This is a genomic window from Saccharopolyspora galaxeae (assembly GCF_016526145.1).
Taxonomy (GTDB): domain Bacteria; phylum Actinomycetota; class Actinomycetes; order Mycobacteriales; family Pseudonocardiaceae; genus Saccharopolyspora_C; species Saccharopolyspora_C galaxeae.
Window position 1 is genome coordinate 17,779 of the sequence record NZ_JADDUE010000002.1, and the last position, 26,714, is coordinate 44,492.

31 protein-coding genes are annotated in these 26,714 nt (G+C 70.8%); 22 read left to right on the forward strand and 9 right to left on the reverse strand.

All coding sequences use genetic code 11. The features are described from left to right. Positions 1-244 precede the first annotated feature (244 nt). Entirely contained in the window at positions 245-475 is a 231-nt protein-coding gene (locus INP57_RS04270) for a hypothetical protein (protein WP_233626908.1), read from the forward strand. 389 nt (positions 476-864) lie between these two features. Here INP57_RS04270 and INP57_RS04275 read toward each other — a convergent pair whose 3' ends face one another. After that, the gene (locus INP57_RS04275) at positions 865-2,088 is read right to left on the reverse strand and encodes an MFS transporter (protein WP_200068749.1); all 1,224 of its coding nucleotides are present in this window, start codon (positions 2,086-2,088) and stop codon (positions 865-867) included. A gap of 87 nt (positions 2,089-2,175) precedes the next feature. Here INP57_RS04275 and INP57_RS04280 point away from each other — a divergent pair, with 87 nt between their 5' ends. From INP57_RS04280 to INP57_RS04300, 5 genes are all read left to right on the forward strand, one after another. Next, positions 2,176-2,805, forward strand: a complete 630-nt coding sequence (locus INP57_RS04280; RefSeq protein WP_200068750.1) for a TetR/AcrR family transcriptional regulator — start codon at positions 2,176-2,178, stop codon at positions 2,803-2,805. A gap of 191 nt (positions 2,806-2,996) precedes the next feature. Continuing rightward, positions 2,997-3,878: a TtfA family protein gene (locus INP57_RS04285; RefSeq protein WP_233626911.1), complete on the forward strand. Its 882-nt coding sequence runs from the start codon at positions 2,997-2,999 to the stop codon at positions 3,876-3,878. Between the two features lie 38 nt (positions 3,879-3,916). Beyond that, positions 3,917-4,690: an SDR family NAD(P)-dependent oxidoreductase gene (locus INP57_RS04290; RefSeq protein WP_200068751.1), complete on the forward strand. Its 774-nt coding sequence runs from the start codon at positions 3,917-3,919 to the stop codon at positions 4,688-4,690. Positions 4,691-4,817: 127 nt separating this feature from the next. Continuing rightward, positions 4,818-5,366, forward strand: a complete 549-nt coding sequence (gene pyrE / locus INP57_RS04295) for an orotate phosphoribosyltransferase (RefSeq protein ID WP_200068752.1) — start codon at positions 4,818-4,820, stop codon at positions 5,364-5,366. A gap of 18 nt (positions 5,367-5,384) precedes the next feature. Continuing rightward, positions 5,385-6,035 carry a TrmH family RNA methyltransferase gene (locus INP57_RS04300; RefSeq protein ID WP_200068753.1) on the forward strand — a complete coding sequence of 217 codons (651 nt, stop codon included), beginning with the start codon at positions 5,385-5,387 and terminating at the stop codon, positions 6,033-6,035. Between the two features lie 24 nt (positions 6,036-6,059). On the opposite strand, the gene INP57_RS04305 is transcribed toward INP57_RS04300, so the two are convergent. From INP57_RS04305 to INP57_RS04320, 4 genes are all read right to left on the reverse strand, one after another. Beyond that, positions 6,060-6,722 carry a DedA family protein gene (locus tag INP57_RS04305; RefSeq protein WP_200069331.1) on the reverse strand — a complete coding sequence of 221 codons (663 nt, stop codon included), beginning with the start codon at positions 6,720-6,722 and terminating at the stop codon, positions 6,060-6,062. 116 nt (positions 6,723-6,838) lie between these two features. Next, on the reverse strand, positions 6,839-7,063 hold the full coding sequence (locus tag INP57_RS04310; RefSeq protein WP_200068754.1) for a hypothetical protein: 225 nt from the start codon (positions 7,061-7,063) through the stop codon (positions 6,839-6,841). Between the two features lie 86 nt (positions 7,064-7,149). Further along, complete coding sequence (nagA, locus tag INP57_RS04315) at positions 7,150-8,328, reverse strand: N-acetylglucosamine-6-phosphate deacetylase (protein WP_200068755.1); 1,179 nt, start codon at positions 8,326-8,328, stop codon at positions 7,150-7,152. A 162-nt stretch (positions 8,329-8,490) separates the two neighbouring features. Further along, a complete protein-coding gene (locus INP57_RS04320) occupies positions 8,491-9,069 on the reverse strand; it encodes a SigE family RNA polymerase sigma factor (protein WP_374220912.1) in 579 nt (192 codons plus the stop codon). A gap of 84 nt (positions 9,070-9,153) precedes the next feature. Between INP57_RS04320 and INP57_RS04325 the strand changes: the two genes are divergently transcribed. From INP57_RS04325 to INP57_RS30185, 4 genes are all read left to right on the forward strand, one after another. After that, positions 9,154-9,435, forward strand: coding sequence for a YciI family protein (locus tag INP57_RS04325; RefSeq protein WP_200068757.1), 282 nt, complete (start codon positions 9,154-9,156; stop codon positions 9,433-9,435). A gap of 194 nt (positions 9,436-9,629) precedes the next feature. Next, positions 9,630-10,664, forward strand: a complete 1,035-nt coding sequence (gene fbaA / locus INP57_RS04330; protein WP_200068758.1) for a class II fructose-bisphosphate aldolase — start codon at positions 9,630-9,632, stop codon at positions 10,662-10,664. A 78-nt stretch (positions 10,665-10,742) separates the two neighbouring features. After that, positions 10,743-11,147, forward strand: a complete 405-nt coding sequence (locus tag INP57_RS04335; protein ID WP_200068759.1) for a DUF3151 domain-containing protein — start codon at positions 10,743-10,745, stop codon at positions 11,145-11,147. 246 nt (positions 11,148-11,393) lie between these two features. Further along, positions 11,394-12,494, forward strand: a complete 1,101-nt coding sequence (locus tag INP57_RS30185) for an FUSC family protein (RefSeq protein ID WP_307849902.1) — start codon at positions 11,394-11,396, stop codon at positions 12,492-12,494. A gap of 42 nt (positions 12,495-12,536) precedes the next feature. Here INP57_RS30185 and INP57_RS04345 read toward each other — a convergent pair whose 3' ends face one another. Continuing rightward, positions 12,537-13,175 (reverse strand): HNH endonuclease family protein, encoded by a 639-nt coding sequence (locus tag INP57_RS04345; RefSeq protein WP_200068760.1) that lies wholly within the window; start codon positions 13,173-13,175, stop codon positions 12,537-12,539. Positions 13,176-13,290: 115 nt separating this feature from the next. Continuing rightward, positions 13,291-14,022 (reverse strand): hypothetical protein, encoded by a 732-nt coding sequence (locus INP57_RS04350; protein ID WP_307849903.1) that lies wholly within the window; start codon positions 14,020-14,022, stop codon positions 13,291-13,293. Positions 14,023-14,116: 94 nt separating this feature from the next. Between INP57_RS04350 and INP57_RS04355 the strand changes: the two genes are divergently transcribed. The 9 genes from INP57_RS04355 (at position 14,117) to INP57_RS04390 (ending at position 22,283) form a co-directional block, all read left to right on the forward strand. Further along, positions 14,117-15,403, forward strand: a complete 1,287-nt coding sequence (locus tag INP57_RS04355; protein WP_200068761.1) for an adenylosuccinate synthase — start codon at positions 14,117-14,119, stop codon at positions 15,401-15,403. Between the two features lie 275 nt (positions 15,404-15,678). After that, positions 15,679-16,062, forward strand: coding sequence for a hypothetical protein (locus INP57_RS04360; protein WP_200068762.1), 384 nt, complete (start codon positions 15,679-15,681; stop codon positions 16,060-16,062). A 46-nt stretch (positions 16,063-16,108) separates the two neighbouring features. After that, positions 16,109-16,657, forward strand: a complete 549-nt coding sequence (locus tag INP57_RS04365) for a M48 family metalloprotease (RefSeq protein ID WP_233626915.1) — start codon at positions 16,109-16,111, stop codon at positions 16,655-16,657. Then, complete coding sequence (locus INP57_RS04370) at positions 16,654-17,826, forward strand: MAB_1171c family putative transporter (protein WP_200068763.1); 1,173 nt, start codon at positions 16,654-16,656, stop codon at positions 17,824-17,826. The genes INP57_RS04365 and INP57_RS04370 overlap by 4 nt, the downstream gene beginning before the upstream one ends. A gap of 9 nt (positions 17,827-17,835) precedes the next feature. Then, a complete protein-coding gene (locus INP57_RS04375; protein ID WP_200068764.1) occupies positions 17,836-19,041 on the forward strand; it encodes an amidohydrolase family protein in 1,206 nt (401 codons plus the stop codon). 109 nt (positions 19,042-19,150) lie between these two features. Then, entirely contained in the window at positions 19,151-19,231 is an 81-nt protein-coding gene (locus INP57_RS30475; protein ID WP_367269018.1) for a putative leader peptide, read from the forward strand. A 144-nt stretch (positions 19,232-19,375) separates the two neighbouring features. Further along, a complete protein-coding gene (locus tag INP57_RS04380) occupies positions 19,376-20,386 on the forward strand; it encodes an ABC transporter substrate-binding protein (RefSeq protein WP_233626917.1) in 1,011 nt (336 codons plus the stop codon). A gap of 46 nt (positions 20,387-20,432) precedes the next feature. Then, entirely contained in the window at positions 20,433-21,590 is a 1,158-nt protein-coding gene (locus INP57_RS04385; RefSeq protein WP_200068765.1) for an LLM class flavin-dependent oxidoreductase, read from the forward strand. Positions 21,591-21,839: 249 nt separating this feature from the next. Next, on the forward strand, positions 21,840-22,283 hold the full coding sequence (locus INP57_RS04390; protein WP_200068766.1) for a hypothetical protein: 444 nt from the start codon (positions 21,840-21,842) through the stop codon (positions 22,281-22,283). 57 nt (positions 22,284-22,340) lie between these two features. On the opposite strand, the gene INP57_RS04395 is transcribed toward INP57_RS04390, so the two are convergent. After that, positions 22,341-23,444, reverse strand: a complete 1,104-nt coding sequence (locus INP57_RS04395; RefSeq protein WP_200068767.1) for a glycerophosphodiester phosphodiesterase — start codon at positions 23,442-23,444, stop codon at positions 22,341-22,343. 514 nt (positions 23,445-23,958) lie between these two features. On the opposite strand from INP57_RS04395, the gene purD reads away from it, so the two are divergent. Beyond that, positions 23,959-25,212 carry a phosphoribosylamine--glycine ligase gene (purD, locus tag INP57_RS04400; RefSeq protein WP_200068768.1) on the forward strand — a complete coding sequence of 418 codons (1,254 nt, stop codon included), beginning with the start codon at positions 23,959-23,961 and terminating at the stop codon, positions 25,210-25,212. A gap of 70 nt (positions 25,213-25,282) precedes the next feature. Here purD and INP57_RS04405 read toward each other — a convergent pair whose 3' ends face one another. Next, positions 25,283-25,498 (reverse strand): hypothetical protein, encoded by a 216-nt coding sequence (locus INP57_RS04405; protein ID WP_200068769.1) that lies wholly within the window; start codon positions 25,496-25,498, stop codon positions 25,283-25,285. 127 nt (positions 25,499-25,625) lie between these two features. Between INP57_RS04405 and INP57_RS04410 the strand changes: the two genes are divergently transcribed. Continuing rightward, the gene (locus tag INP57_RS04410; RefSeq protein WP_200068770.1) at positions 25,626-26,495 is read left to right on the forward strand and encodes a helix-turn-helix domain-containing protein; all 870 of its coding nucleotides are present in this window, start codon (positions 25,626-25,628) and stop codon (positions 26,493-26,495) included. Next, on the forward strand, positions 26,492-26,686 hold the full coding sequence (locus INP57_RS04415; RefSeq protein ID WP_200068771.1) for a DUF397 domain-containing protein: 195 nt from the start codon (positions 26,492-26,494) through the stop codon (positions 26,684-26,686). Before INP57_RS04410 ends, INP57_RS04415 begins: the two co-directional genes overlap by 4 nt. Positions 26,687-26,714: the final 28 nt, after the last annotated feature.

The window sequence follows — 26,714 nt, forward strand, 5'->3', positions numbered from 1 at the left end:
TACCCGTGTCGATCATTCAAAGGTAAGGCTGGTAAAGGAATTGACTGGGGGTGCTGAGTGTCGGTGTGGGCGGCGTCGTGTGGGCCGGTGGATTCGTTCTGGCACGTGGTGCGGCGGACGGATGGGGGTGTGTTGCCGGCGGTGTGCGGGGTTTTCGTGTACGGGCCGTTGCATCTGCGGCGTGGCGAGTGTCCGGATGGGGAGTTCGACCGTGATGCGTGCCGGAAGTGTCTGGATGCCTGCGATGTCTGAGGTGTCCGCGCGGCATTTCTGGCGGCCGAGCGGTGATGTGGTGCGGCACGCCTTCCGCGGTCGTCGCTGGTGCGGGCAGACCGAGGCGACCGCGGTGTGCGGCAGCACCGTGTCGTTGGCCACCGAGGTGGCCGAGCTCGACTGGGTCCGCGCCCCCACGTGCGAAGCGTGCAACGCGGTGCTGCGCAGCGAACTCCCGAAGATCACCGGATTCTTCGGCTGATCCTTGAACTTCCTCGGGCCCGAGCGGCTCTCCCGCCCCTCCACCGCCGGACTCCGAGGACGGCCTCCCGCCCGCCGCGACGCCCAGCCCCGACACGGCGCCGCGCGACCGGAGGCCGGCGGGGGCACGCCACTCCTCCCCGGCGCGCCCCCGCACTCGTCTCCCAACGAACGATCTCCCGAGCGAACGGACCGTTCGTCCGAATAGATTGGGCGAACAGGCCGTTCACTCACAACGAAACCGTGCGAAGCGGAGCGGAGGTCCCGAGTGAAGGACTCCATCGACCGTTCTATCGGGGCGAATAGGTCCCTCACTCCGAACGGAACTGCGCTGGTCGGGCGGCGTGTGGGCGTGTCGGGCGGGAAATTCCGCGGGAGGAGCGGACGCGCTCAGGTGCGGACGTGGGTGCTGGTCCAGGCGACGGTGGCGAACAGCGCGGCGGCGATCGCGAAGATCAGCGTCGAGGTGGTCAGGCCGATGTGGGTGGTGAGGATCCCGAGGACCACGCTCGGTACCGCCGAGGACAGGTACGCCACCACGTAGATCATCGACGCGGTGCCCGCGCGGCTGTCCGGATCGGCGAGCGCCGTCATCAGCCGGAACCCGCCCACGAACATCAGTCCCCAGCCGATCCCGAGCACCACGGCTCCGCCGAAGAACATCGCGGCGCTGCCGACGAGCACCGAAGCCGCGACTCCGGCGAGCCCGACGATCAGCAGCGGAGCCGCGACGCGGACCGAACGCCGCCCGCTCCATCCGGAAAGCAGCAGCTGCGCGATCGCACCGACGCCGGTCACCGCGCCCACCGCGAGACCGCCGATCAGGTAAGAGCCTCCGCCGACCAGGCCCTTGGCGACCGACGGCCCGAGGGACATGAACATCCCGCCGACCGACCAGGTCGCCAGCATCGTCGTCGCGAGCAGCGCGAAGACCTTCCCGCGGCCCGCGGGCACGGTGGGTCGTTGTGGTCGCAACGAGTCGCGCAGCGACCCGCTCACCAGCACCGGCTCGGGCATCGCCCAGAGCACCGCCAGCGAGACCGCGAACCCGGCGATCAGCAGCAGGTAGCTCAGCGTCGTGGGCATCGGTGCGAACTGCACCAGCAACCCGGCCGCCGCCGAGCCGACCGCCATGCCCGCACCGGCGGCGACCGCGTTGATCGTGGCTCCGCGACCCGTCCCCGCGGGCTGGAAATCCAGCAGCGAACCGCTGATCGCGCTGGTCGCCGCGCCGGTGGCGATCCCTTGCAGCACGCGGCCCAGGAACAGCCAGCCCACGCCGGGCGCGAACGCCAGCACCACCATCGACACGATCTCCAGCGCCACCGAGGCCAGCAGCACCGGACGCCTGCCGATCCGGTCCGACAAACCGCCCAGCAGCACCAGCGCCGCGAGGATGCCGACCATGTACACGGCGAAGACCTCGGTGAGCACCGTCGCCGAGAATCCCCAGCGCTGCTGGTAGATCGCGTACATCGGGGAAGGCGCGGTGGAGGCCATCAGGAACAGCGCCAGCAGCCCGCCCACGGACCAGAACGCCTGTCGCCGGGTCAGCGTCCGCCGCGGAGTCAGTGCGGCGGCGGGACGGTCGAGCGCGAGCTGCGGAGCGGACATGATCCTCCTCCTTGCGGAACGGATGACTCCGCTCCGCCGCAACCCGCCCGCGGAACGGATGATTCCGCTCCGGCGTAGAGTGTGGTCGTGACCACAGCGCAGCGGCCGATCAGCTATGCCGACCGGGTCATCACCGCGGCCCGGGAAGTGTTCGCCGAACAGGGCTTCAACGCCCCGATCTCGGAAGTGGCCGCCCGCGCGGGCGTCGGCGTGGCCAGCATCTACCGGCGCTACCCGAGCAAGACGCAGCTCGCCGAGGAAGTGCGGATCAGCTGCCTGCAGCGGATCGCGACCGAAGCCGCCGAGGCCCGTGCCGCGGAAGCCGATCCGTGGCGTGCGTTCACCCGATTCCTGTTCCGCTGCTTGGCGGAGGACAGCGGAGTCGGCACCGTGCTGCCGCCGGACGACCAGCCGCACTCGCCGGAGTACCGGCAGGCGCGCCAGGAGATGTCCGAGGCCGTCGAGGCCCTGGTCCGCGCCGCGCACGAAGCAGGCGAACTGCGCGGCGACTTCGTGGCGGCCGACGTGGTGCTGCTGTTCAAACACCTCAACCCGGCGTTGCCGACCGATGAGCCGCGGCGTGCCGAACTCCGCTCGCGCTACCTGGCGCTGGCGATCGAGGGCCTGCGGGCTTCCGGAGCGCGTGCCGCGCTTCCGGGCGCCGAGCCGGACTGGAGCGAGGTGCACGCGATGCGGGAGCCCGACGACCTCGCCTGAGCCCGGCTGCCGCGAGCGGGTCGTGCACCGCCCCCGGCCACCGCCCGGACAGCTCAGCGCACACGCCCGTGCGTGTCCGATTGATCACTCCGAGGGTCGTCCGCCCAGCGCACATGGCACGGATGGCGCAATTCGCGACGCAGGGCCCCGGCGATCTTCGCGGTGGCGGACCTCGGGACTACCCTGCCCGTGTGGGTATCCCTGCCTGGGTCTGGTTCCTGATCGCCGTCGTAGCCGTCGCGGCCGGTGTCGCGCTGCTGATCGCCGACCGCGCGCGCCGCGCCCCGACCAACCGCGAACGCCGCCGCTGGGCCGCGCTGCGCGGCTGGCAGTTCGCCGAAGCCGACCAAGTGCTGCCGAGCAGGTGGGAGCGCGGCGCGCTCGCCCAGCACCACGGCGGCAGCGCCACCGACGTGGTCGCCGGGTCGACGTTCACCGCGGACGGTCGCAGGCAGGTCTACGTCCTCGACCTCACCGTCGGCGGCAGGGTCGCCACCGTGCTCGCCGGGGTGCGGTGCCGCCGGAAGGTCAGCACCACCATCGAGCTGTGGCAGCCGGACGTGCCGGTGCCGCAGGACTCCGGACTGGACCTGCTCGGCCCGGTCGGGTCCCGCTACGCCTTCGTCACCGAGGTCGCCGCGGCCCGCCCGCTGGTCACCCCGGCCATGGTCGAGGCGGCCGAAGAGGTCGGCGGCGACGTCACCGTCGTGTGGCTGGAGCAGGACTGGGTGCTGGCCGCCATCGAACCGGACGCCGCCGACCCGGCCCGGCTGGAACGCCTGCTGCGTTCGCTGGGTGAGCTCGCGGACTTGATCGACCCGTTCGAGACGGATCCCAACGAGCAGGAGCACGCCGCGGACGAGCAGCGGGCCGACGAGGACGTTCTCGACGTCGACAACGGCACCGACCTTCTCGACGTCGACAACGGCACGGAAGTTCTCGACGTCGAGGACGACACCGAAGCGCCCGACGATGAACCGACCGAGCGCACCGGCCGCACCGGCGCGACCTCCCCGGCCGACACGAACGACACCGTGAAGATGCAGCGGGAGCACTCGGAAAACCAGTCCTGAAACCGGTCCGTTCGACCGAACCGGTTACGGTGCCACCCATGCCTACCGCACTCGTGACCGGCCCGACCTCCGGGATCGGCAACGCCTTCGCCCGGCGGCTGGCCGCAGAGGGCCACGACCTGGTGCTGGTCGCCAGGGACGCCGCGCGGCTGGAGGAACTGGCCGCAAGCCTGCGCGAACGGCACGGCGTCGAGGTGGAAGTGCTCGCCGCCGACCTCGCCGACGCCGAGCAGCTCGCCGAGGTGGAGCGGCGCGTCGCCGACGAGCGCCGTCCGGTGGACCTGCTGGTCAACAACGCCGGGTTCGGCACCTCCGGTGCGTTCTGGAACACCGAGTCGGAAACGCTGCGCAAGCAGCTCGACCTCAACGTCGCGGCGGTCCTGCGGCTCACCCACGCGGCCGTGCCGGGGATGCGGGCGCGCGGCGGTGGGGACGTGATCAACGTTTCCAGCGTCGCCGGGTTCTTCTCGGTGTCCGGTTCCACCTACTCGGCCACGAAGTCCTGGGTGACGACCTTCTCCGCCGGGCTCGCCGGTTCGCTGACCGGCTCGGGAGTGCGGGTGCTGGCGCTGTGCGCCGGGTTCACCCGGACCGAGTTCCACCAGCGGGCCGGGCTGGACATGGGGCGGTTGCCGAAGCTGTTCTGGCTGCGCGCCGACGACGTGGTGCACGAGGGCTTGGCCGACCTGCGGCGCGGGAAGTCGGTGTCGATCCCCGGCGCGCAGTACAAGGCCCTGGTGACGGTCGGCAAGCTCATCCCGTTCGGCTTGCAGCGCGCGATCGTCACCCGCACCGTTCCCGGCCGCACCTGAACCCTGCCGCACTTGAACCCTGCCGCACTTGAACCCTGCCGCACTTGAACCCTGCCGCACTTGAACCCTGCCGCACTTGAACCCTGCAGCCCGGGCGGGTGCGTCGCGGTGCGTATGCTGGCGGTTCGTGAACCAGCTCGACCAGCGGCAGCGCACCGAACTCGCCCGGCTCGTCACCGATCTCGCCGTGGTGCACGGCAAGGTCACGTTGTCCTCCGGCAAGGAGGCCGACTACTACGTCGACCTGCGCCGGGCCACGCTGCACCACGCCGCTGCTCCGCTGATCGGCTCGCTGTTGCGGGAGCTCACCGCGGACTGGGACTACACCGCCGTCGGCGGCCTGACGCTGGGCGCGGACCCGGTCGCCGCCGCGATGCTGCACGCCGGGGGCGACCCGCTGGACGCCTTCGTCGTCCGCAAGGACGCCAAGTCGCACGGCATGCAGCGGCGCATCGAAGGCCCGGACGTCGCAGGCAAGCGGGTGCTGGCGGTGGAGGACACCTCTACGACCGGCGGCAGCGTGCTCACCGCTGTCGATGCGCTGCGCGAACAGGGCGCCGAGGTCGCCGGGGTGGCGACCGTGGTGGACCGCGCCACCGGGGCGAAAGAAGCCATCGAAGCGGCGGGAGTGCCGTACCGCTCGCTGCTGGGCCTGGCCGATCTCGGGCTGGCCTGACGAGGAGCCGACCGGACAGTGCAGGACCAGGACCAGGTAGGCCCCACCGAGTGGGGTACCAGCGTCGGCGTCGGACCGTGGGAAGGTCCGTGGCCGCAGGACGACCGCTACGACCCGGAGCTGCTGGAAGGCGGCGACCGCCGCAACGTCGTCGACCACTACCGCTACTGGCGCCGCGAGGCCGTCGTCGCCGATCTCGACACCCGCAGGCACGACTTCCACGTGGCCATCGAGAACTTCCAGCACGACCACAACATCGGAACCGTCGTGCGCACCGCAAACGCGTTCGCGGCCCGCGCGGTGCACATCGTGGGCCGCCGCCGCTGGAACCGGCGCGGCGCGATGGTCACCGACCGGTACCAGCACATCCACCACCACCCGGACCTGGCGGCGCTGCGCGAGTTCGCCTCCCGCGAGCAGCTGTCGGTGGTCGCCGTGGACAACACGCCCGGCGCCACCCCGATCGAGCGCACCCCGCTGCCGCGGCGCTGCCTGCTGCTGTTCGGTCAGGAAGGGCCGGGGCTGCGCGAGGACTCCCGCGGGACCGCGGACGTCGTCGTGTCCATCGCCCAGTTCGGTTCCACCCGCTCGATCAACGCGGGCGTCGCGGCCGGGATCGCGATGCACACCTGGGTCGCGCAACACGCGAACCCGGACCGAGCCTGGTAACGACCAGGCTCGGCGGGCAACGGCTCAGGCCGCGTCGGTGGCCTTGGTGCGGCGGTTGCGCACGTACTCGAAGATGATCGGCAGGATCGAGATCAGCACGATCACGATCGCCATCGCCTCCAGGTTCTCCTTGATCCACGGGATGTTGCCGAGGAAGAACCCGAGCACGGTCATGCCCGCCGCCCACAGCACCGCGCCGATGGCGGAGTAGGCGAAGAACTTGCGCTGATCCATCTGGCCGACGCCGGCGACCGCGGTGATGAAGGTGCGCACGATCGGCACGAACCGGGCGAGGATGATCGCGCGGGCGCCGTAGCGTTCGAAGAACTCGTGGGTCTTGTCCACGTGCTCCTTCTTGAACAGCTTGGAGTCCGGCTTGTTGAACAGCGCCGGGCCGACTTTCCGGCCGATCCAGTAACCGGTCACGTTGCCGATGAAGGCGCACAGCGAAAGCAGCAGGCAGGTCAGCCAGATCGGCGTGCTGATGGCGCCGGTGCCGACGAACAGGCCGGCCACGAACAGCAACGAGTCACCGGGCAGGAAGAAGCCGACGAGCAGGCCGCACTCGGCGAAGATGATCAGGCAGACGCCGACCAGTGCGAACGGTCCGAGCGAGCGGATGATGTTCTCCGGGTCCAGCCAGGACGGCAGCAGCGCGAGGTTCTCCGGGGCTGCGGCGTGCAGCATCGCGGGGAGTTCGGTGGTCACGGCCGCCAACGGTACCGGTACCCGGTGTGCCTGCGTGCCCAGCCCGGTCATCGACGTGACCTGCGCGGATCCGGTTCAGCGGGGCTCCACCGGGCTCACGGCAGGGACAAGAACGCGAGGATCGCTCCCGCGGCCAGCCCCAGCAGCAGGGCGAACACCAGCGCCGACGCGATCGGCAGCCGGGGGCGGGCGGTTTTCCCGGGTTTCCCGGTGGGCGTCGGGGCGGGCGCCGGCGGCTGCTCCCGTTGGTCGCCACCGGCCGCTTGGGCGCGCAATGCCGCCGAGAGCACGCGCTCCGGGTTCTCCGGCTGGTTGTCCATGAGTCCAGGTTAAAGAGTGCGACAACGAAGGATCGCGCACTGGTGCGTCCGGCTCGGCCGTGGCCGCATCGCGGGCGCTGCGGTGATCAGCTCACCCACGAGCCGTCTTTCATCACGTGGCGCAGCGTCAACTCCTCGTCCAGGAACACCAGGTCCGCGGCCAGTCCCGGGCGCAGCGCCCCCACGCGGTCGCCCGCGCCGAGCAGCTCGGCGGGCCGGGTGGCGGCGGCGGCCACCGCTTCCGGCACGGACAGGCCGCAGCCGGTGACCAGGTTGCGCAACGCCGTGTCCATGGTCAGCGTGCTGCCCGCGAGCGAACCGTCGGCCAGCCGGGCTTCGCCGCCGGAGACCGTGACCGGCAGCTTGCCCAGCTCGTAGGTGCCGTCCCCGGCGTCGGTCGCGCTGATCGCGTCGGTGACCAGCACCGTCCGCCCCGCGCCCGCGTGCCGCGCGGCCAGGCCGGCCACCGTGGGATGCAGGTGCACGAAGTCGCAGATCAGCTCGACGGTCACCCGCTCGTCCGCCAGCAGCGTGCCGACCGGCCCCGGTTCGCGGTGGTGCAGCGGGCGCATCCCGTTGAACAGGTGCGTGGCCACGGTCGCGCCTGCCTCCACTGCGGGCACGATGTCTTCGCGGACCGCGTCGGTGTGCCCGATCGCGGCGATCACGTCCGCATCGGCCAGCTCGCGGACCGCCTCGACGGAGCCGTCCAGCTCCGGGGCGAGCGTCACCATCCGCACCGCGCCGCGGCCCGCGGTGAGCAGCTTGCGCACCGACTGCTGGTCCGGCGCGCGCAGCACCGCCGGGTCGTGCGCGCCGCAGCGGGCCGCGGACAGGAACGGGCCCTCCAAGTGGATCCCGTCCAGCCGCCCGTCCTCGACGAGTTCGCGCAGCGCCGAGATCTGCTTGGTCAGGTCGGCCAGCGGCGCGGACACCAGGCTGGCCAGCATGGTCGTCGTGCCGTGCGCGCGGTGCGCGGCCAGCGCCGCCTCGGCCTGGTCGAGTTCCACGCCGGTGAACGAGCCGCCGCCACCGCCGTGGCAGTGGATGTCGACGAAGCCCGGTACCAGCCAGCCCGCACCGAGGTCGGTGATGTCCGCCGGTCCCGCACCGGGGTCGGTGCTCGCAGGCGGAGTGCCGCTGCCGAGTTCGGCGATGCTCGCACCGGAGAGCCGGATCCAGCCGGGTTCCAGCACGCCCTGCGGCGTGACGATCCGGCTCGCGGCGATCGTGCGGACACCGGTGTCGTCGTGCGCGCTGTGCACTGGTCGTACCCACTTTCCGTTCTGCGCTGCGCCCGGCGTACCCGGTTCACCGGGGCCGCACCGCGCGGACCGGCGGCGGAACCGCCGCGGACGGTGTGCCGTCCATCTTCCGCCACGGGCGCGCGAGTGGTCTACACCAGCTCGATGTGGTGTTGCCCGCGATCACTCGGTCCGCATGATCTTCTGCAGCGCTTCGAGCGCGCGGCTGGCGGTGGACTTCACGGTGCCCTTCGAGACCCCGGTGGCCTCGGCGATCTCGGCCTCCGAGAGGTTGCCGTAGTAGCGCAGCACGAGCACTTCCCGCTGCCGCGGCGGCAGCCCGGACAGCGCGGCGACGACCGACTGGTGCTCGGCGGTGAGCATCGCCAGCGACTCCGCGGAACGCGCGTCGGCCTGGTGCGGCGGCTGGTACTCCCGCGCGGTCTTGCGCCGCCGCAGCACCGACCGGCTGCCGTTGACCACGGCGGTGCGCAGGTAGCCGAGCGCGGCGTTCGCATCGCGCAGTCCGGACCAGTTGCGGTACAGGCCGGTGAACGCCTCCTGCACGACGTCCTCCGCGGTCGCGGGTTCGTCGACGAGCAGGATCGCCAGGCGCACCATGCGCATCCGCTGCTGGCGGTAGAGGTCTTCGAGGGTGAGCGGCTGGCCGTCGGTCGCGGTGGCCGAGGTGTCGATCGCGCGCAGATGGCCCAAGGTCTTCTCGACGCTGCGTTCGACCCCCGATGAATGATCCCCGAGCATGGCCATGAAGCTACCCGGCTCGCGGTCCCGCGTGTCCCACGGGCGGTAGGGTCCGCGCCGCCGGAGTAGTCAGGGAGGTCCGCAATGGCGAAGTTCGTGGTCGAGATGGTCTACGGCGACGACGAGGAGCACCGGCTCGCGGTGCGCCCGGCGCACCGGGAGTACTCGAAGTCGTTGGCGGACAAGGGGATCCTGCTGGCCGGCGGCCCGTACGCGGACGGCAGGGGCGCGCAGATCATCTACGAGGCCGCCGACGACGCGGAAGTGCAGGCCCTGCTCGACGAGGACCCGTACCTCAAGGAAGGCGCGCTGGCCTCGGCCACCATCCGCGAGTGGAACACCGTCACCGGCGCCTGGGTTTCTTGATCGATCGGCAGGTCGGACCGCTGCTCGTGTGAGGATTCCGACAACGGTGCAGTACCAGACCGATCAAGTTGTTTTCACTGTGACGCGAACGGGTAGCGCTGTCTGAAAGAGGGCCGCGCGGACCTAGCGCGCCCTCGTAGGATTCGGCGCATCTCCCGCCGCCAAGATTCACTCCACCCCGAGGAGGACGACCGATGCCCATCGCCACCCCCGAGGTCTACGCGGAGATGCTGGACCGGGCCAAGGCGAGCGAGTTCGCCTACCCCGCGATCAACGTGACCTCGTCGGAGACGCTCAACGCGGCGCTGCGCGGCTTCGCGGAGGCCGAGAGCGACGGCATCATCCAAGTCTCCACCGGCGGCTCGGAATTCGCCTCCGGCACCAAGGTCAAGGACATGGTCACCGGGTCCGTCGCGCTCGCCGAGTACGCGCACGTGGTGGCCGCGAAGTACCCGGTGAACATCGCGCTGCACACCGACCACTGCCCCAAGGACAAGCTGGACGGCTTCGTCCGGCCGCTGATCCAGATCAGCCAGGAGCGCGTCGCCCGCGGCGAGAACCCGCTGTTCCAGTCGCACATGTGGGACGGCTCCGCGATCGAGCTGCACGAGAACCTGCAGATCGCCAGCGAGCTGCTGGACAACGCGGCCAAGGCGAAGATCGTGCTGGAGCTGGAGGTCGGTGTCGTCGGCGGTGAGGAGGACGGTGTCAGCAACGACATCAACGAGAAGCTCTACACCGCGCCGGGCGACTACGAGCACACCGTGGACGCGCTCGGCGGCGGCGAGAAGGGCCGCTACATGCTGGCCGCGACCTTCGGCAACGTGCACGGCGTCTACAAGCCGGGCAACGTGAAGCTGCGCCCGGAGATCCTCAAGCAGGGCCAGGAGGTCGCCACCCGGAAGCTGGGCCTGCCCGCCGGCTCGAAGCCGTTCGACCTGGTCTTCCACGGTGGTTCCGGTTCGCTGCTGGAGGAGATCCACGAGGCGGTCTCCTACGGCGTGGTGAAGATGAACATCGACACCGACACGCAGTACGCGTTCACCCGCCCGATCGCCGAGCACATGTTCAAGAACTACGACGGCGTGCTCAAGGTCGACGGCGAGGTCGGCAACAAGAAGGTCTACGACCCGCGCAGCTACCTCAAGGCCGCCGAGCAGTCCATGGCCGCCCGCGTCGCCAACGGCTGCGAGACGCTCAAGTCCGCGGGCCGGATGCTGGCCGGCTGAGCAGCGGCTCGCTGATCCGAAACGCCGCCCCGGCCGAGGCTGGGGCGGCGTTCGTGTGCCGGGTGACAGGATGGCGCCATGACGAACCTGTTGGAACCGCCGGAAACGCTGCTGCCGGAGAACTCCCAGGCGCAGTCCGCGCTGGACGCCGGGAACGACCCGGCCCAGGTCGCCGCCGAGCACCCCACGTGCAGCGCCGCGTGGGCGCAGCTCGGGGAGACCGCGCTGGAGCGGGGCGAAGTGATCGCCGCCTACGCCTACGCCCGCACCGGCTACCACCGCGGGCTGGACGCGCTGCGCAAGTCCGGATGGAAGGGCTTCGGCCCGGTGCCGTGGCGGCACCGCCCCAACCAGGGCGTGCTGCGCGCGGTCGCGGTGCTGGCCAAGGCGGCGGGTTCGATCGGCGAGCAGGACGAGTACGACCGCTGCAGGCAACTCCTCCTCGACAGCGACCCGGCCTCGCTCGACGCGACCGGTCTGTAGAAGGTGTTTTGCGTAGCTGGTTGCGTGGCGGAACCTCAGACGTCTGCTCGCTGCGGGATCTCCTCCTGAAGTAGCGCCCTACTAGGCGTCGGAGCTGTCCTCGCGAGCAGACGCCTGAGAACCCGCGGCGGTGCCGGCTGCTCGGGTGGTCGGCGCAAGCGGCTTCGCCGCTTCTTCAAAAGAACCCCGCTGAGTAAGCGCCCTGATCACTTCAGGTCGGCTTTCGGGTGACGGAGAATCTCGCCCGTGCATCGACTTCGCCAGGAACTGATCCGCCGGCTGCGCCGCCTGCTGCGCACCGGCACTCCGATCGTGCAGTGCGCGGTCGCGGCCGGGCTCGCCTGGTGGCTGGCCAAGCACGTGGCGGGGCATCCGCAGCCGTTCTTCGCGCCGATCGCCGCGGTGATCTCGCTGGGGGTGTCGCTGGGCCAGCGGATGCGGCGGTCGCTGGAGCTGGTGGTCGGAGTCAGCATCGGCATCGGCGTCGGCGATGTGCTGATCTCGCAGATCGGCACCGGGCCGTGGCAGATCGCGCTGGTCGTCGCGCTGGCGATGAGCACGGCGGTGCTCACCGACAGCGGCGGCGTCATCGTGATGCAGGCGGCCTCGTCGTCGGTGCTGGTGGCGACGTTGCTGCCGCCGCTGAGCGCGGGCGGGTGGACCCGGATGATCGACGCCGCGATCGGCGGCATGGTCGGTTTCGTCGTCGCCGTGCTGCTGCCCGCGAACCCGCTCGCGGTGGCGCACCGCAACGGGCGGCTGGTGCTGGGCGCGCTGGCCGACGGGTTGCGCGGCGTCGCGGGCGCGGTCGCGCGCCGGGACCCGGACCTGGCTTCGGACACGCTGGCGGGGGCGCGCAAGAGCCAGAAGCTGGTCGACGAGTTCCGCACCGCGCTCACGGCAGGCGGCGAGATCGCCAAGTTCGCGCCGATCCGCTGGCGGCGCCGCGGCGACCTGGAGCGCTACGAGTCGGCGGCCACGCCGATCGACCGGGCGCTGCGCAACACGCGCGTGCTCGCGCGGCGCGCACTGGCCGCGCTGCGCGATGGCGAGCCCGTTCCGCACCCGCTGCCGGGCCTGCTGGAGGAGCTGGCGGGTTCGGTCGTGCTGCTGCGCGATGAGCTGGCCAGCGGGGTGGAACCGTTGCAGGCGCGGGAGACCGCGCGTTCGGTCGCCCGCGCGTCATCGGTGGAACTGCTGGGCGAGGGCGACTTCTCGATGCAGGTCGTGGTGTTGCAGGTGCGATCCATCGCGGTGGACCTGTTGCAGGCCAGCGGGCTCACCCGCACCGAAGCGATCTCGGCGCTGCCGCCGCTGCACCCCCGCCGCGAGGGCGAGCACAGCTGAGCCGGCGGCGGCGTCCACTGCGGAACGCCGCCGCCGGGATGCTCAGCAGGTGCCGAGCGCCTGTTCCAGCGCGCCCTTCTCCGCCTCGGTGACGGTCAGCTCGTACTTGTGCTTCGAGCCGATCCACATCGACGCGTAGGTGCAGTGGTAGCCGGCCTCCGGCGGCAGCCACTGGTCCGGGGGCTGGTCGCTCTTCTCCTGGTTGACGTTGTCGGTGACCGCGATCAGCTGCGGGCTCTCCAGGTCGTTGGCGAACGCCTGGCGCTGCTCCTGGGACCACTGCGCGGCACCGGAGCGCCAGGCCGCGGCCAGCGGCACCACGTGGTCGATGTCCAAATCGGACGGTTTGGTCCAGGATCCGCCGTCGTACGGGCTGTTCCAGGTGCCCGAGGTCGGGTAGCAGTCCGAGCCGACCTCGACGTTCTCGCCGTCCCGCTTGAGCACCGCCTCGCGGGTGCTGCAGCCGTCGGAACCCTCGTTCCAGTGCGGGAACTTGTCGCGGTCGTAGCCGTCCAGCGAACCTTCCGGGGCGACGACGAGTTCGCCGAGTTCGGCCTGCGCGGTCGCCGGGTCGGGGATGCCCGGCGGCTCGGCGCCCGCCGGTGTCGCCAGGCCCAGCGTCAGCACGCCGGCCAGCGGGAGCGCGGTCAGCGCCGCGCGCAGGGATTGCTTCGTGGTCATCGAGTCCTCCGCAAGGCTGCTCGGCGGTGTCGATCCTGACCTTCACGGAGCGAAGTGGCCGTGGCAATGCCGCAAAGTGACTATGGAGTGACTTGGCGTGAAAGCGCCACGATGTTCACCTTTTGCCGGTCGGCGCCGCCCGCAGCGCGAGCTGCAGATCTTCGGTGTGCCGGTACCAGACCCACTTGCCGACCGGCCGCGGATGTTCGGCGCCGTCGCGGTGCACGGTCGTGTCCCGGAAGCCCGCCTGCACCGCGCGTGCCTTGGTGGTTTCGCGGCGTTGCCGCAGCAGCCCGCGCCGCACGGTCGTCACCAGCAGCCCGTCCGCGGCGGGTTCGAGCATGGCCGACATCGGGTCGGAGGTCGGTTCCGCCAGCGGCTCGGCGGCCGGGTCGGGTGAGACCTCCAGGCGCACCGCCGGACCGTTGAGCACCCGCTGGTCGTCGCAGTAGACCTGTCCGGTGATCGGGGCGATCAGCCCGGAGGCGATCAGCAGTCCGCCGGAGTCGTCCCGCACCAGCGGCACCGGACGAGCCGCTCCGTGCAGCGCCACCTGCACCGCATCCGGTCCCACGGGCAGGCCCCAGAGCCTCGTCGCCGGCGACTTCCGCACCGGCACGTAACCCACGGCCAGGTCGGCGATCCGGTTCTTGCGCAGCAACCGCAGCACGACCGCCGCCAGGTCGGCGTCCGAGCCGCGCACCACGACCCGCCCCGGACCGTCCGGCAGCAGCGGATCGACATCGGCCCGGCCGGGCATCTCGGGCACCTGCTGCCACTGCACGCCGTCACCGGCCGATTGCGTGGCGTGCCCGGCGTTTCCGCAGCACAGTGCAGTCGTACTCACGTTCCGCTCCTGGTTTATCCTGATCGACCGGCATCGGTGCCGCGTCGAGGCGGGGACCGCCCGGTACGCACCCACAGTCAGGTTGGAGTTTCACATGCCGGCGATCGTGCTGATCGGAGCCCAGTGGGGCGACGAAGGCAAGGGCAAGGCGACCGACCTGCTCGGCGAGCAGGCGCAGTGGGTCGTCCGGTACCAGGGCGGCAACAACGCCGGGCACACCGTGGTGCTGCCGGACGGTCAGGACTACGCGCTGCACCTGATCCCCTCGGGCATCCTCACCCCGGGCGTGACGAACGTGATCGGCAACGGGGTCGTGGTGGACCCGGGCGTGCTGCTCGACGAGCTCGAAGGGCTGGAGCAGCGCGGCGTGGACACCTCGCGGCTGCTGCTGTCCGCCGACGCGCACATGATCATGCCGTACCACGTGGCGATCGACCGCGTCACCGAGCGCTACCTGGGCAAGAAGCAGATCGGCACCACCGGCCGCGGCATCGGCCCGGCCTACCAGGACAAGGTCGCCCGCGTCGGAGTGCGCGTGCAGGACCTGCTGGACGAGAAGATCCTGCGGCAGAAGGTCGAGGCCGCGCTGGAGTTCAAGAACCAGCTGCTGGTCAAGGTCTACAACCGGCGCGCGCTGGACCCGGACGAGGTCGTGAACACGGTGCTGGAGCAGTCCGAGCGCTTCGCGGGCCGGATCGCGGACACCAAGCTGCTGGTCAACCAGGCGATCAACCGCGGCGAGACGGTGCTGCTGGAGGGTTCGCAGGGCACGCTGCTGGACGTGGACCACGGCACCTACCCGTTCGTGACCTCGTCGAACCCGACCTCGGGCGGGGCCTGCGCCGGTTCCGGCATCGGCCCGACGAAGATCACCGCGGTGATCGGGATCCTGAAGTCCTACACCACCCGCGTCGGCGCGGGCCCGTTCCCGACCGAGCTCACCGACGACGCCGGCGAGAACCTGCGCAAGCAGGGCGGCGAGTTCGGCGTCACCACCGGCCGCTCGCGGCGCACCGGCTGGTTCGACTCGGTGATCGCGCGCTACGCGACGCGGGTCAACGGGATCACCGACTACTTCCTGACCAAGCTCGACGTGCTCTCCGGGCTGGAGACGATCCCGGTGTGCGTGGCCTACGACGTGGACGGGCAGCGGGTCACCGAGATGCCGATGACGCAGACCGGGGTGCACCACGCGGTGCCGGTCTACGAGGAGATGCCGGGCTGGTGGGAGGACATCAGCCACGCGCGGACCTTCGAGGACCTGCCGGTGAACGCGCAGAACTACGTGCTGCGGCTGGAAGAGCTCACCGAGGCCCGGATGTCCGCCATCGGCGTCGGTCCCGGCCGCGATCACACGATCGTCCGGCACACCATGGCTTGAGTTCCGCGCGCCGGCTCGGACCGGCGTGCACGCCTCCGCCGCGGTCGCGCGGCGCCCCTCCCGGCGCCCAGCGGTGCGGGTCCCCGGAAACCCCCAGGTCGCTCCGGGGACCCGCACCGGATCCGGACTCGTTGTGGCGTCCGCAGCGCGTCAGGTATTTTTGACGCGCCTCGGTGTGAACCGTACGTGCGGGCACCTAGCGTGTCAAACATTCAAGACGGTACTGTCGTACATGCTTGACACAAGCTCGGGGGGTACGGATAGGAGGCGTCGTGATGGCTGAGGCGGATGACGCACGCGAGGCGTTCGCCGCGCGGCTGCGCGAGCTGATGGACGCAGGAGTTCAGGACAGCGGCAAACCGTGGACGATCCCCGCGGTGGCCACGGCGCTGACCGAGCGCGGATACCGGATCTCGCGCCAGCACCTGTCCGGTCTGGTGAACAAGCACCACGCGCCCGCGTGGGACCTGGTGCGCGCGCTCGCGGACCTGTTCGGCACCACGACCGACTCGTTCACCGGCCGCGGCGATTCCGGGCGAGGGGTTCCCGACGAGCTCCCGGTCCTGCTCAACCGGGCCGGTGAGCTCCCGGAACCGGAGCGCAAGCAGGTCGCCGACTTCATCCGGTTCCTGCACCAGCAGCGCGGTTCATCCGGCTGAGCAGGGGGCTCGGCACCGGCCCCGGACGAGCGCGAGCGGAGGGACGATGGTCAACGGTTCGCCCAGCGGATGGCGGCGCAGGCGCGAGGAGAGCAGGCTGCGCCGCGAACTGCGCCAGATCATGCGACGCGCCCGGATCGACAGCCCGACCAGCATGACCGAGGTGTGCGAGCGGATCTCGAAGATCTGGGAGGCGCCGATCGTCGCCGCGCCGTTCGACCTCCCGGCGGCAGGCCCGTTCGGGCTCACCGTCCGCTACGCGCCCGATCCGGACGACCCCGGCGCGTTCTACATCCTTTACCAAGCCGTCGCGACCGCGCTGCACCAGGAGCACGTCATCGCCCACGAACTCGGGCACGTGCTGGCGAAGCACCCGCTCAAGACGGTGCGCGACCTCAGCGAGATCGACCCGGACGACAGCGCCGGGGCGCTGCGCCGGACCTCCTACACGACCGGGATCGAGCGGGAGGCCGAGACGATCGCGACGCTGCTGCTCGGCAGCGCGGCTGCCCAATCCGGCGTGGCGCTGCCGTCGGCCAGCGACCGGGCGCGCAGCGTGCAGCGCGCCCTCGGCGATCGGGTCGACTGGCTGTGAAGGTCATCGACTACCTGGAACTCGCGCTGACCGCGTGGTTCGCCTACCGGCTCGTGCGCAGTCCGCAGGACCGCGGGCTGCGCGTGATCGTCATCGCGCTGCTGGCGATGCTGCTGGGCGAAGGGTTCGTGATCGCGGCGCTGCGCGTGCTCAGCGCCGAGCTGATCACGCCGGGGCTCGGCAAGGTCGTGCAGAACTGCTCGCTGGCCGTTGGCTTCTGCGCGGTCATGGTGTTCTTCCTGCTCTCGGCTTCGGGAACGCGGTTCGACAGCGGGCTGCACAAGCAGCGGCTGCCTGCGCGGGTGTGGTGGGAAAGCGCCGTGGTCTTGGTGGTGTGCGCGGTGCTGGCGGTGGCGATGGCCCGCACCCCCGCGCCGTTGCAGGAAGGCGCCTACCCGAGCAGCGGCCGGTTGCAGGACGCCGCGCTCGGGCGGCCCGAGGTGGTCGCGTTCTACCTCGTCGCGGTCGGCTACTTCGCTTACGCCGCCACTTGCTCCGCGGTGTGGGCGGCCCGCTACGGGCGCGAGTCCAGCGTGCGCGCGCGGATCGGACTGTGGATGGCCGCCGCGGGCATGGTGCTGTTCGGCGTCGCCTCGGCGTGCCGCGGCCTCTACGTCGGCTTGCGCGGACTCGGGATGACCGCGCCCGCCCCGGTGACCAACGTTGCGACGGTGCTGATCGACCTCGGCGCGACGTTGTGGATCGCGGGCCTGCTGGCCGTGGGGATCGCGGCCCGCGGCGCGGCGCTGCGGGTGCGGCTGCGCCACCGGCGGGCGTTCCACGCCCTGCGGCCGCTGTGGGAGCCGTTGCACGCGGCGTTCCCGGAGGACGCGCTGGACGACCACGCCAGGCGCGAACCCGGGAGGCTGTGGCGCGACCGGCTCTCCCCCGGCCAGCTGCACCGGGAGTACTGGCGCCGGTCGGTGGAATGCCGGGACGGGCTTTCGAAGCTTTCGCCCTGGCTGCGCGACGTCGGTTACAGCAGCGCGGACCCACCGGGCGAGCAGGCGGCCGCGGTGCGCCGCGCCCTGCGGCTGCGCGAGCGCGGGCACACGCCCTCCTCGGACGCGCCGCTGCTGGTCGCCGCGCCGGCTGCCGCGAACACGACGGTGGACAGCGACGTGGCCGAGCTCGTCCGGCTCGCCCAGGCCATGCCCGAGCAGGAATGAGAGGTTCCGGTGCAGCGACTCATCACCGCAGGTCAAGTGCTGGTAGGCCCGGCCGGGGAACGGATCCCGGACGGAGCGGTGCTCGTCGACGACGACACGATCACCGCGGTCGGCCCGCGCGCCGAGGTCGAAGCGCAAGCCGGTGCCGAAGCCGTGCGGCACAGCGCAGCCACCGTGCTGCCCGGCTTGATCAACGGCCACGTGCACCTGGTTTGGGATGCCGGTTTCGGAATGCTGGACCGGTATCAGGAGGCCGGTGACGAGCAGCTGCTGCTCGGCATCGCCGGTCGCGCGCAGCAGGCCCTCCGCGCCGGGGTCACCACCTTGCGGGACCTGGGGGATCGCGGCGGGCTCGTGCTGCGGGTGCGCGATTCGATCGACCGCGGGGAAATCACCGGTCCGCGCCTGCTCGGTTCCGGCCCGCCGCTCACTCCGCCGAAGGGGCACTGCTGGTTCTTCGGCGGCGAAGTGGACGGCCCGGAGGCGATCCGCGACCGGATCCGCCGCAACGCCGAGCTCGGCGCCGACGTGATCAAGGTGATGGCCAGCGGCGGCCAGATGACCCGGGAATCGGCGCCCACCTGGCAGAACCAGTTCGACGGCGACGAACTGGCGCTGGTGGTCAAAACGGCCGCCGAGTTCGATCTTCCGGTGGCCGCGCACGCGCACGGCACCGACGCGATCGTGGCCGCGGTCGAGGCCGGGGTCGACACCCTGGAGCACTGCTCGTGGCAGGCCGCCGGTGGCGAGGGAGCCGACCTGCGCGACGACGTCGCGCGCGAGATCGCCCGCCGCGGCATCACCGTCTGCCACGCCTACCCGCCGGACTGGGCCGGATTCGCCCGGATCACCGGCGAGGCGGGTGCCCGAGCCGCGGTCGAGCGGGTGCGCTGGATGGACGAGTTCGGCGTGCGGTTCGTGCCCGGCACCGACGGCGGGCTGCCGACCTCGGTGTTCGACAACTACGCGGGCGCGTTGAACTACTACGTCGAGGCGGTCGGCTGGAGCGCGGAACGGGTGCTCGACATGGCCACCACCGGTGCGGCGCAGGCGCTCGGCCTGACCGGGGTCGGTCGGCTCGCTCCCGGGTGCGCGGCGGACGTGCTGGCGCTCGACGGCGATCCGCTGGCGGACTTCGCCGCGCTGCACCGGCAGCGGCTGGTGCTCGCGCGGGGCCGCGCGGTCGCCCCCGACGCGCAACTTCTTTCCGAGTGAACGGACCGTTTGACCAATCTAGCGGGACGAAAGTTCCGTTCACTCCGGCTTGATATCACTGGCTGGGACCACGTTGACGGTCCATCGCGCTGCTGCGAACCTTCCGCGCATGTCCGAGCGCCCCGCCCTCACCGGGCGCCTGCACGTCGACCTCCGGCGCCAAGCCAGCGCGATCTGTCACCGCGGCTGATCCTTCGCGCCGGGATGCGCTGATTCCCGGCGAAGACCGCGTTGACGGGTCGCCGCTCGGCGGCCGCATGTTCCCGCTCACCGGCCGGTGCCCAGCAGTTCCGCACCGCCGGGAGATGCCGTCGCCGAACGAAAGCGAACGACCTTGCGCCGTCGTGACTTCCTGTCCGCACTCGTACTGACCACTTCCGCAGGCGCGCTGACCGCGTGCGCGAGCGCGCCGAGCGGGAACGAACCGGTTCCGGTGCCCGACCGGGTCGGACCCGAAGAGCTCCGCAGGGTGCGGCTGCGGGTCGGCGACCAGAAGGGCAATTCGCAGTCCCTGTTGCGCTCGGCGGGCCTGGACCGCGCGCCTTACGCCATCGAGTGGTCCACGTTCACCTCCGGCCCTCCGCTGCTGGAGGCGGTGTCCGCGGACGCCGTCGACGCGGGCGGCGTCGGCAACACCCCGCCGCTGTTCGCCGCGGCCGCGAAGCGCGACGTGAAGGCCATCTCGGTGTCCAGGGGCAACGTGACCAGCGATGCGCTGGTCGTGCGCAAGGACTCCCCGCTGCAGCGGGTCGAGGACCTGCGCGGCAAGAAGATCGCCGTGGCCAGGGGCAGTTCCGCGCACGGCCAGATCCTGCTGAACCTCCGCAAGATCGGCATGAGCCCGGACGACGTGCAGCTGGTGATCCTGCAACCCGCCGACGCGCTCGGCGCGTTCAACAGCGGCGACGTGGACGCTTGGGCGATCTGGGACCCGTACTTCTCGCAGGTGCGGCTGGAAACCGGCGCGCGGGTGCTCACCGACGGCACCGGCATCGCCAACGGCTACGACTTCCTGATCGCGGGCACCGCGGCGCTCGCCGACCCGGCCCGCAACACCGCGCTGGCCGACTTCGCGGTGCGGCTGGCGAAGGCGCAGGTCTTCTCGGACCGGCACCGGCCGGAACGCGCGCGGGCCTGGGCGCAGGACACCGGACTGCCGATCGAGGTGACGACTCCGGCCACCGAGGCGGGGCCGAACCTGCCGATTCCGCTGGACGCGGAGGTGATCCGGTCCTCGCAGCAACTCGCGGACGCGTTCGTGCAGGCCAAGGAGATCCCGCGCCCGTTCCGGTTCGCCGACTACGTCGACACCCGCTTCCAGCCGCAGCTCGCCGCATTCCACTGAGCCGCCGCTCGTCGACCTGATCTCCGAACGCAGGGAGGACGCCGCCATGAGCATCACGTTGCACTGGTTCCTGCCCACCCACGGCGACGGGCGGTCCATTGTGGACCGTCCGCACGTCACCGCCACCGGTGCGAACACGCCCAGGCAGCCGGACGTCGACTACCTGGCGCAGGTCGCGCAGGCCGTCGAGCACCTCGGCTTCACCGGGATGCTCACCCCGACCGGCAGCTGGTGCCAGGACGCGTGGGTCACCACGGCCGCGCTGCTGGGGCGCACCAAGCGCATCAAGTTCCTGGTCGCCTTCCGGCCCGGCTCGCTCACCCCGACGCTCGCGGCGCAGATGGCGACGACGTACCAGCGGGTCTCCGGCGGCAGGCTGCTGCTGAACATCGTCACCGGCGGCGAGTCCGTGGAGCAGCGCCGCTACGGGGACTGGCTGGACCACGACAAGCGCTACGAGCGCACCGACGAGTTCCTGGCCGCGATGCGCGCGATCTGGTCCGGCGAGCCCGCGGACTTCGACGGCGAGCACTTCCAACTGCGCGGCGCCACGGCGTTCGACGTGCCCGATCCGCAGCCGCCGCTGTACTTCGGCGGCTCCTCCGATGCCGCGCTGCCGGTCGCGGCCCGGCGCGCCGACGTGCACCTGACCTGGGGCGAACCGCCTGCGAAGGTGGGCGAGCGGATCGCGCGGCTGCGCGAGCTGGCCGCCGCCGAGGGCCGCACGCTGCGGTTCGGACTGCGCGCGCACACGATCACCCGCGACACCTCGGCGGATGCTTGGGCCACCGCGCAACGGTTCCTGGAGCAGATGGATCCGGCCGAGGTCGCGGCCTCGCAGGCGAAGTTCGCCGAGACCGAGTCCACCGCGCAGCGCCGGATGGCCGAGCTGCACGGCGGGGTGCTGCACGGCGACGCGCGGAAGCTGGAGGTGCATCCGGGCCTGTGGTCCGGCATCGGGCTGCTGCGCGGCGGTGCCGGGACCGCGCTGGTCGGGAGCCACGAGGAGGTCGCGGACCTGATGGCCGAGTACCACGCGGTCGGCGTCGACGAGTTCGTGTTCTCCGGCTATCCGCACCTGGAGGAGGCGTACTGGTTCGGCGAGGGCGTGCGGCCGGTGCTGGCCAGCCGTGGATTGCTCGCCGGGCACGACGCGGCGGCGGAGTCGCCGACGCGCGAACCTTCGCCGGTCCCCGCGTCCTGACGGTCGGCTCGCCCCGGACCTGGCTCGCTGCACGGTGACGGAACCCGGGCCCGCCGCGGCTTCTCGATCAGGGTGATACCCGTACAGCTCGTCCCGGACCCGATTCCGGATTCGTGCGGGATCTCCCTGAAACCGGAAATGTCGAACACCCGAAAAGGTCGACGGAAAACACGAGGGAATTCCCTGAAGTGGCGTTCGCCGGTGCGCCGGCCTGGTAGGTCGTTGCGCTCGTGATGCGATGCTCGGGACATGCGAGAAGATGTTGTGAATTCGACGAACACGCAGTCCCGTCCGCGTCGCCGCGCGTCCGTGCTCGGCTTGATGGGCGCGAGTCTGGCGTTGAGCGCGCTGGCGTTCACCGGCATGGCCGGTGTTGCGAGCGCGGGCGAGAACAACGAGCTGACCGTCTGCAACGAAGGCTCCGGCTACGATGCCAAGGCCGTCACGAACGACGGTGCGCACGCGACCGACTTCGCCAAGCCGGGCGAGTGCAAGACGACCACCGCTCCCGGCTACGCGGGCTACCACATCACGTTCTCCAAGGACGGCAAGACCGAGGACTACGGCGGCGACTTCCTCGCGGTCTACGACGGAGCCCAAGGATCCGGCGTCGTGAACCAGACGAAGAACGATTACGCCAACAAGGAAGTTGTGCCTTACTCGTCCGAAAAGTGGCACAACTGGAAGGGCTGATCGCCGAATCAGCGTCAAATCGGACGCATCGAGCAAATTTGCTCGGATGTGCCCGGATCAGTTGATTCCGTCGCGCGCCTGCACGGCCAGGTCCGGGAAGTCGCTGAAGATCCCGTCGATGCCCTGGTCCAGCAGCAGGCCGAAGTAGCCGAACACGTCGCCGTGCCGCGCCGGGTCGGCCGAGGAGCGCAGGTCCGCGGGCAGGAAGTCGTTCTCCGCACGCACCGTGTAGGGCACGACTTCGAGCCCCGCGGCGTGCGCGTCGGCGGTGACCGTCGTCGGCTTCGTCAGGTGGTCGCTGTCGTCGACCGGCAGCAGGACCTTGGTGTCCGGCCCGAGCACGTCGGCGTACTCGGCGATCTGCCGCAGCCCGCCGGGTTCGACCATGTCCGCGTAGGTGCGCGGGTCGCCGGCCTCGATGAAGTCCTGCGGCGCGCCGCTGTCGCTGATCAGCTGCACCAGCTCGACGCGCAGCGAACGGTCCAGCTCACGCAGGTTGCCGACCTCGAACGACTGCACCACCACCTTCGCGTCCGGCCGGTTCAGGCCGTTGTCGTCGAGCGCGCGCACCACGCCCGGCTCCAGCGGCAGCCCGATGCGGCGGAAGTGGCTGGGGTGCTTGGTCTCCGGCGCCACCCCGATGTCCCGGTGCAGTTCCCCGGACAGCCGCTTCGACAGGTCGATGACCTCTTGGAACGTCGGGACCTGGAACTTGCCGTCGTAGGCCGTGTTGTTCGGGCGCAGCTGCGGGATGCGTTCCTTGGCGCGCAGCGTCTTGAGCTCGGCGAGGGTGAAGTCCTCGGTGAACCAGCCGGTCAGCTCGACGCCGTCGATGACCTTCGTGGTCTTGCGGTCGGCGAATTCGGGGTGGTCGGCGACGTCGGTGGTGCCGCTGATCTCGTTCTCGTGCCGCGAGACCAGCACGCCGTCCTTGGTGCTGACCAGGTCCGGTTCGATGTAGTCGGCGCCCATCCGCGCGGCCAGCTCGTAGGCGGCCAGGGTGTGCTCGGGGCGGTAGCCGGACGCGCCGCGATGGCCGAAGACCTCGACCTCGCCGGCCCCGGGCCGACCGGCGGGCTCCGCGTTGGCCGGGATCGTGAGCGTGGCCAGTGCGGCCGCGCCGGCCACCGCGATGACCAGGGCACATGTCCGGATCTGCATCAGACCTCCAATGTTTCGGGCACCGGCGAGCTTCGCCGCCACGAGCGACGATCCGGACACCGGTGCCCGACGTCGCGCCGACCGCCAGGTGAAGCCACGGCGACGCGGCCGCCCGGAAGGCTCGCACGCTCTGCACCTACCCGCGCCCACCCATCCCGCGACCGCGGAGTGAAGGCCCCGATCCATCGGGACGAACGACCCCTCACTCGGCGCGGTCCCAGCCCGATCGGGCGACGTCGGCGCGGGTCGGACGCCGTGCGCCCGTGAACCATTGGACGCCGCGCGCGCTTGCGGCTCATTGGACGCCGTGCGTCCGGGGGTGCATTGGACGCCGTGCGGCCGGGGTGCATTGGACGCCGTGCGTCCGCGGCTCAGTCGCCAGGGCGAAAGCCCAGCACCCGCGGCGGGCGCGGTGGCAGGCAGGTGACTGAGCGGGAGACACCGGGTGTCGCGAGGGCCACCGGCCGCCGGGGTCCTGAACCGCCCGGCCGCGGCAGGTTCTACGCTTCCGGACGTGCGAATCCTCGTGATCGGTGCGGGCGGCCGGGAGCACGCGATCGTGCTGGCGCTGTCCCGCGACCCGTCGGTGACCGCCCTGGCCTGCGCCCCCGGCAACGCCGGCATCGCCGCGCTGGCCGAGTCCTACCCCGTCGACGTCGCCGACCCGGCGTCGGTGACCGAGCTGGCCACCGGCTGGGGCGCGGACCTGGTCGTGTTCGGGCCGGAAACCCCGCTGGTCGCCGGTGCCGCCGATGCGGTACGCGCCGCGGGCATCGCCTGCTTCGGCCCGTCCAAGCAGGCCGCCCGCATCGAAGGTTCCAAGGCGTTCGCCAAGGACGTCATGGACGCGGCAGGCGTGCCCACCGCGCACAGCGAGACCGTGGACAACCCGGCCAAGCTCGACGCCGCGCTGTCCCGCTTCGGCCCGACCTGGGTGGTCAAGGACGACGGGCTGGCCGGCGGCAAGGGCGTGCTGGTCACCTCCGATTTCGACGCCGCCCGCGCGCACGCGATCACGCTGCTCGACGACGGGCACCCGGTGCTGCTGGAGTCGTTCCTGGACGGTCCGGAAGCCTCGCTGTTCTGCCTGGTCGACGGCACCACCGTGGTGCCGCTGCTGCCCGCGCAGGACTTCAAGCGGGTCGGCGACCAGGACGCCGGGCCGAACACCGGCGGGATGGGCGCCTACGCGCCGCTGCCGTGGGCGCCGCCGGAACTGGCCGCGGATGTGGTCCGCACGGTCGTGCAGCCGGTCGTCGACGAGCTGGCCGAGCGCGGCACGCCGTTCTCCGGGCTGCTCTACGCCGGACTCGCGCTCACTTCGGCCGGACCGCAGGTCATCGAGTTCAACTGCCGCTTCGGCGACCCGGAGACGCAGGCCGTGCTCGCGCTGCTGCACACCCCGCTCGCAGGGCTGCTGGACGCGGTCGCCCGCGGTGAGCTGGCCGAGCAGCCGCCGCTGGAGTGGGAGCCGGGCACGGCCGTGACGGTCGTGCTCGCCGCCGAGGGCTACCCGGGCAGGCCGCGCTTGGACGACGTGCTCACCGGCGGCGACGCCATCGGCGTGCTGCACTCCGGCACGCGCAGGCGCGAGGACGGCGCGGTGCTCTCCGCCGGTGGCCGCGTGCTGTCGGTCGTGGCGACCGGCGCGGACCTGGAGTCGGCCCGCACCGAGGTGTACCGGCGGGTCGCCGAGGTCCACCTGCCCGGCTCCCATCACCGCACCGACATCGCCCTGCGCGCCGCCCGCGGCGAAATCACCGCTTAGCAGCTTCTCCAGCAGTGAACGGACCGCTCGCCCGATCCATTGGGACCAGTGGTCCGTTCGCTCGGCGAGATCAGCCGGGGGTGGCGGCGAACCGGGCTAGTGCGTGCGAGCCGGCTTCGACGATGCGAGCGAGCGCTTCCCGGCCGAGCAGCAGGATGAACTCGTCCCTGCCGAAGAACAGCGTGACGACTTCGTTCAGCTCGTCCACCTCCTGCCGCACCGCCACATCCGCCGCCATGTCCACAAAGGACTCCACGGACACCTTCGATGAGTCGTAGAGGGTCATGACGCTCCCTTGTCGCGTGACTACGATGAGCTTGCGCACTACAGCTAAGACTGACTGTCAGTCTTAAAGGTAGATCGGCGCCGTTCGTCTTGTAAGTCGATCTTTAGGGTGAAACCGGAGTTCCACCGTGGGCCGAGCACGCCAAACGTTCGAGCGCCGTCAACTCGGCCTGACGCTGCGTCGCCTGCGCTCGGCGGCAGGCAAATCGCAGCAGGAAGCGGCCAAGACTCTTGGCAAGGCCCGCTCCAGGATCGTGCAGATCGAGGACGGCGAAGGCGCACCGCCCGCTGCGGACCTGGACGCGCTGCTCGACTTTTACGGCGTCGACCCCGATGAGCAGGAGACGGTCCGCGCCCTTGCGGCAAAGGCGCGGAAACGCCAGCCGAGGCGCTCTTACGTCGACACCCTGCCCGATGCCTTCCAACGGTTCGCGGATGTAGAAGCGAGCGCGACGAACATCTGCACCTTCGAACCCGCCATCGTGCCGGGAATCCTGCAATCTCCGAAATATGTTCGAGCGTTGATAGCGGAGTGGGGTGAGATATTCCCGAGCGAGTCCGCAACGGAAGTCGAAGACCGCATCGCCTTCCGCCGCGCACGACACGCACAGATCTTCGTTCCGGATGGGCCGCAGTCCGTGCGCGCAGTCGTCGATGAGGTCGCGTTGCGCACGACCGTTGGTGATACCGAGGTGATGCGCGAGCAACTGGCTCACTTGTTGGCACTCAACGACCGGCACGCCTGTCTCGATGTGCGTGTGCTGCGGTCGGGTGTCTTCGCGCATCCCGGCCGAGGCGGCGGCTTGACGCTCTTCGGCTTCGGTGATCGTGGCTGCCCGGTCGCGTACTCCTCGGTGGTGTATGGGCCGTCGGTCTACCTGGACGATCAATCCGATATCGCAGTGATGTCCCGGATTTTCGAGCACACGTATCGGAACGCGCTACCTGCCGATGAATCACGCGACCTGATCGAAAAAGTACTCAAGGAGTTCTCATGAGCGCTGACTGGATCAAAAGCAGCAAAAGCTCAGGCGGTAGCGACAACTGCGTGGAAGTCCGGTTATCCGCTGATCACGTAGGCGTGCGTGACTCGAAGGACCGCTCCGGCCCGCCGCTCGTGGTTCCGGTTGCGGCGTGGAATTCGTTCCTCACCGCGGCGAAGTCCGGATACCTCGACGACCCGGCCTGATCCGCGGTTCGCCGGAAAGTGCGCGGAC

What these genes read in the sequence shown, in the direction of transcription:
- INP57_RS04270 (WP_233626908.1), top strand. Translation starts at nt 245, where the DNA reads ATGTCTGAGGTGTCCGCGCGGCATTTCTGGCGGCCGAGCGGTGATGTG.
- INP57_RS04275 (WP_200068749.1), bottom strand. Translation starts at nt 2,088, where the DNA reads ATGTCCGCTCCGCAGCTCGCGCTCGACCGTCCCGCCGCCGCACTGACT.
- INP57_RS04290 (WP_200068751.1), top strand. Translation starts at nt 3,917, where the DNA reads ATGCCTACCGCACTCGTGACCGGCCCGACCTCCGGGATCGGCAACGCC.
- INP57_RS04305 (WP_200069331.1), bottom strand. Translation starts at nt 6,722, where the DNA reads ATGCTGCACGCCGCAGCCCCGGAGAACCTCGCGCTGCTGCCGTCCTGG.
- INP57_RS04310 (WP_200068754.1), bottom strand. Translation starts at nt 7,063, where the DNA reads ATGGACAACCAGCCGGAGAACCCGGAGCGCGTGCTCTCGGCGGCATTG.
- INP57_RS04320 (WP_374220912.1), bottom strand. Translation starts at nt 9,069, where the DNA reads ATGCTCGGGGATCATTCATCGGGGGTCGAACGCAGCGTCGAGAAGACC.
- INP57_RS04325 (WP_200068757.1), top strand. Translation starts at nt 9,154, where the DNA reads ATGGCGAAGTTCGTGGTCGAGATGGTCTACGGCGACGACGAGGAGCAC.
- fbaA (WP_200068758.1), top strand. Translation starts at nt 9,630, where the DNA reads ATGCCCATCGCCACCCCCGAGGTCTACGCGGAGATGCTGGACCGGGCC.
- INP57_RS04335 (WP_200068759.1), top strand. Translation starts at nt 10,743, where the DNA reads ATGACGAACCTGTTGGAACCGCCGGAAACGCTGCTGCCGGAGAACTCC.
- INP57_RS04345 (WP_200068760.1), bottom strand. Translation starts at nt 13,175, where the DNA reads ATGACCACGAAGCAATCCCTGCGCGCGGCGCTGACCGCGCTCCCGCTG.
- INP57_RS04355 (WP_200068761.1), top strand. Translation starts at nt 14,117, where the DNA reads ATGCCGGCGATCGTGCTGATCGGAGCCCAGTGGGGCGACGAAGGCAAG.
- INP57_RS04360 (WP_200068762.1), top strand. Translation starts at nt 15,679, where the DNA reads ATGGCTGAGGCGGATGACGCACGCGAGGCGTTCGCCGCGCGGCTGCGC.
- INP57_RS04365 (WP_233626915.1), top strand. Translation starts at nt 16,109, where the DNA reads ATGGTCAACGGTTCGCCCAGCGGATGGCGGCGCAGGCGCGAGGAGAGC.
- INP57_RS30475 (WP_367269018.1), top strand. Translation starts at nt 19,151, where the DNA reads ATGTCCGAGCGCCCCGCCCTCACCGGGCGCCTGCACGTCGACCTCCGG.
- INP57_RS04385 (WP_200068765.1), top strand. Translation starts at nt 20,433, where the DNA reads ATGAGCATCACGTTGCACTGGTTCCTGCCCACCCACGGCGACGGGCGG.
- INP57_RS04390 (WP_200068766.1), top strand. Translation starts at nt 21,840, where the DNA reads ATGCGAGAAGATGTTGTGAATTCGACGAACACGCAGTCCCGTCCGCGT.
- INP57_RS04395 (WP_200068767.1), bottom strand. Translation starts at nt 23,444, where the DNA reads ATGCAGATCCGGACATGTGCCCTGGTCATCGCGGTGGCCGGCGCGGCC.
- INP57_RS04405 (WP_200068769.1), bottom strand. Translation starts at nt 25,498, where the DNA reads ATGACCCTCTACGACTCATCGAAGGTGTCCGTGGAGTCCTTTGTGGAC.
- INP57_RS04415 (WP_200068771.1), top strand. Translation starts at nt 26,492, where the DNA reads ATGAGCGCTGACTGGATCAAAAGCAGCAAAAGCTCAGGCGGTAGCGAC.